Genomic DNA, 3741 nt, shown 5'->3' with positions numbered 1-3741 from the left:
GCGTGGACACGCTCGTGGGCATGCACTACTCCGAGGAGCACAAGAAGCGCGCCGAGGAGTTGAAGATGAACCTCGTGATCGCCGGGCACGTGTCGAGCGACACGCTCGGCATGAACCTCGTGCTCGACGAGATAGAGAAGGCCGGCGAGGTCGCCATCGTGTGCACGTCGGGGATGCTGCGCGTGAAGCGCTGACGCGCAGCCGCGCCAGCCGACGAACGAAGGCCCCGCAACAGTGCTGCCGGGGCCTTCGCGTCAGGGCGTGGTCGGTTCGCTGGGAGGCGGCTCGGGAGGCGGCTCCGGCTCCGGCTCCGGTGTAGGCTCCGGCACCGGCTGCGGTGTCGGCTTTGGCGCGGGCTTGGTCGGCGCCACGGTGGCGCTCGTCGCCTTCTTGCGGGCCGCCCACGCGCTCTTCCATTTGTACTTCGGCGCGGGGAACGCCTTGAAGTCGATCTTCGGCTCGGTCGCCATCGCCGGTTTCATGTACTTCGCCCAGATCGGCGCGGCCACCTTGCCGCCGTAGCCGCGGATGCCGTGGACCGTGTACATCGGGATCTCACGCTTGTAGTAGCCGACCCACACCGCGGTCGAGAGCTGCGGCGTGTAGCCGCAGAACCACGCGTCGCGCATCGACTGCGAGGTGCCGGTCTTGCCTGCCGCGGGCCTGCCGATCCTCGCGCCGGTGCCGGTGCCGCCCGTGATGACGCCCTTGAGCACCTGCGTCGTCGCGTACGCGATCGACGGCGAGATCGCCTGCTTGCCCGCGACCTTGTGCTCGAACAGCACCTCGCCGTCGGGCCCCACGATCTTGGTGATGGGTGTGGGCGCCACGTAGACGCCGTTGTTCGCCAGCGTGCCGTACGCCGACGCCATCTCGAGTGTGGAGACGTTCTGGCTGCCCAGTGCGATCGAGTAGAGCGCCGGGATCTTCGTCGTGATGCCCATGCGCTTGGCGGTGAGCGCCACCTTCTCGGCGCCGAGTTCCTTGATGAGACGGGCGTAGGCGCAGTTCACGGACTTGTGCGTTGCTGCCGCGAGTGTGATGTAGCCGCCCGAGCCGCCGGTCACGTGCCACGGCCTGCCGCCCGTCGCGATGTACGCCGGCGACGAGCCGTCGATGTAGCGGTTCGGCGGCATGCCGTTCTCGAGCGCCGTGACGAGCACGAACGTCTTGAACGACGAGCCCGGCTGCCGCTTGCCCTGCGTGGCGAGGTTGAACTTGTTCACGGCGTAGTTCTCGCCGCCGACCATCGCGACGATGTGACCGTTGCGAGGGTCGATCGAGGTGAGCGCGCAGTCCGGGTCGTCGGCGCGGTTCAGCGAGTTGAACACCGCGTTCTCGGCGTACCTCTGCCGCTTGGTGTCGAGTGTCGTGTAGACCTGCAGCCCGCCCTTGAACACGACCGAGAGCGGGTAGCGGTCGAGCAGCTCCTTGCGTACGTGCGCGACGAAGTAGTGGGCCTGATAGATGCCTTGGTCCGGGCGCTTCAGGCGCTCGAACCGCAGGGGCGCATCTTTCGCTTCGGCGGCTGCGGCGGCGGTGATGTAGCCGTTCTCGACCATCGCGTCGAGCACCTCGGCCTGCCGCCGCTTGGCGCCCTCCATGTTGTCGTACGGGCCGAGCCGGCTGGGAGCCTGCGGAAGGCCTGCGAGCAGCGCGGACTCCGCGAGGCTCAACTCCGAGCAGCGCTTGCTGAAGTACGTCTGCGAGGCGGCCTCGACGCCGTACGCACCCTCGCCGAAGTACACCCCGTTGAGGTACAGGTTGAGGATCTCGTCCTTGCTGCGGCGCTTCTCGAGTTCCCGCGCGATGAACATCTCACGCACCTTGCGCGCGAACGAGATGTCGAACTGCTCGTCGGCGAGCACGGTGTTGCGGACGTACTGCTGGGTGATGGTCGAGGCGCCTTCCTCGGCGCTGCCGGCGATGATGTCCTTGACCGCCGCGCGCGCGATGCCGGCGATGTCGATGCCGGGGTGCTGGTAGAAGCGCTCGTCCTCGACGGCGACCGTCGCGTCCTTGAGGTCCTGCGAGATCTCCTCGAACTTCACGACGGTGCGGTTCTCGAGGTAGAAGCTCGCGAGCAGTTTGCCGTCGGCGGAGTACACGAGGGTCGGCTGGGCCACCTGGAACGCGGTGGGGGATTCGTAGTCGGGGAGGTCTTTGAGCCAGGTCTGCACGTACGCGTACGCTGTCGCCACGCCGGCCAGGGCGATCAGCAGCGTTGCGACCAGTCCGACGACGGCGAGTCTCAGCAGCACCTTCACCGACTGGCCGTGCTTGCGGCGCATCATGCGGCGACGCCTTGACATCCTTCTCCTTCCGCATCCAGCCTGACATTGTGACGCGCACGCGAGCCCGCTGCCAACCCCGACACCGTCCCGTCACCTGCGATGGCCACATCTTCCACGCCTCCCAGACGCGTCCCCGAGCTGCTCGCGCCCGCCGGCGGGGTGGACGCGCTGCGCGCCGCGGTCAACAACGGTGCCGACGCGGTCTACCTCGGCATGCGCGAGCTCAACGCTCGCCGGGGCGCCGAGAACTTCGACGCCGGCTCGCTCGCGGACGCGTGCCGCTACGCGCACCTGCGCGGCGCGCGGGTCTACCTGACCGCGAACGTGCTCGTGCGCGATGACGAGCTCGGCGCCGCCCTCGCGCTGGTGGCCGAGGCGTGGGCCGTCGGCGTCGACGCGGTGATCGTCCAGGACCTCGGGCTGCTCGCCGAGGTGCGGCGCGCGCTCCCGGAGCTGCGCGTGCACGCGTCCACCCAGATCGGCGCGCACAACACGGCGACGGTGCGTGCGCTCGCGGCGCTCGGGGCGGCGCGGGTCACGCTCGCACGGGAGCTGACGGTCGCCGAGGTCGCGGTGCTCGCCGCGCACGGCGTCGAGGTGGAGTCGTTCGTGCACGGCGCCCTGTGCTTCGCGTACTCCGGCCAGTGCCTGCTCTCGTCGGTCGTCGGGGGGCGCTCGGCGAACCGCGGGCTGTGCGCCCAGCCGTGCCGCCTTCCGTACGCGCTGCTCGATCCGTCCGGCGCGACGGCCGCCGAGGCGCACCTGCTGTCCACGCGCGACCTGTGCGGGCTCGAGGCCCTGCCGAGGCTCATCGCGGCCGGTGTGGCCGCGCTCAAGATCGAGGGCCGCATGAAGTCGCCCGAGTACGTCGCGCTCGTCACGGGCGTCTACCGCGCCGCGCTGGACCGCGCGGCGGCGGACCCGGACGCGTTCGAGGTCCTGCCGGCCGAAGAGGCAGTGCTCGCCGAGGCGTTCTCTCGCGGCTTCTCGACCGCGTACCTCGACGGCATCCGAGACGACCGGATGATGAGCGTGAAGCGCCCGAACAACCGCGGGGTGCCGGTGGGCCGCATCGTGTCAGCGTCCGGCGCCGAGGCGGTCATCGCGTTCGACCGGGCGGTCGAGTCCGCGGACACGATCGAGGTGTGGACCGGCTCCGGGCGGTTCGCCCAGCGGCTCAGCGAGGTGGCGGTCGGCGGCGTGCCGGCGCGCAGCGTGCCCGCCGGCTCGCGCGCGACCGTGCGCATCGAGGGCCGCGCCGGCAAGGGTGACCGCGTCGTCCGCGTCGCGAACGCGGCGCTGCTCGACGCCGCCCGGCGCACGTTCGCGGACGGGGCGCCCGCCTCACTCGTCCCCGCCGACGTGGCCGTGACGCTGCGTATCGGTGAGCCGCTGCGAGTCGCACTGACGGCGCGCGGCGTGACCGGCGAGGCGAGCGGGCCGCCCG

Annotated in this window: 2 protein-coding genes and 1 pseudogene (1 of these 3 only partly in view); 2 read left to right on the top strand and 1 reads right to left on the bottom strand. The window is 70.5% G+C overall.

What is annotated here, in order from left to right; all coding sequences use genetic code 11:
* Positions 1–194 (top strand): annotated as a pseudogene (locus FDZ70_05855) (NGG1p interacting factor NIF3) (it extends 773 nt beyond the left edge of the window).
* A gap of 60 nt (positions 195–254) precedes the next feature.
* Here FDZ70_05855 and FDZ70_05850 read toward each other — a convergent pair.
* Positions 255–2312 carry a PBP1A family penicillin-binding protein gene (locus FDZ70_05850; GenBank protein ID TLM77123.1) on the bottom strand — a complete coding sequence of 686 codons (2058 nt, stop codon included), beginning with the start codon at positions 2310–2312 and terminating at the stop codon, positions 255–257.
* Between the two features lie 81 nt (positions 2313–2393).
* Here FDZ70_05850 and FDZ70_05845 point away from each other — a divergent pair.
* Positions 2394–3741 (top strand): U32 family peptidase (locus FDZ70_05845; protein TLM77122.1); only part of this gene is annotated, 1348 nt, incomplete at its 3' end.

The sequence above is a fragment of the Actinomycetota bacterium genome, assembly GCA_005774595.1.
GTDB lineage: Bacteria > Actinomycetota > Coriobacteriia > Anaerosomatales > D1FN1-002 > D1FN1-002.
This window is presented reverse-complemented; position numbering and strand designations above follow the sequence as displayed.

Bases quoted from the DNA above. Each gene is read 5' to 3' on its own strand.
- FDZ70_05850 (TLM77123.1), bottom strand. From the start codon at position 2,312: ATGTCAAGGCGTCGCCGCATGATGCGCCGCAAGCACGGCCAGTCGGTG.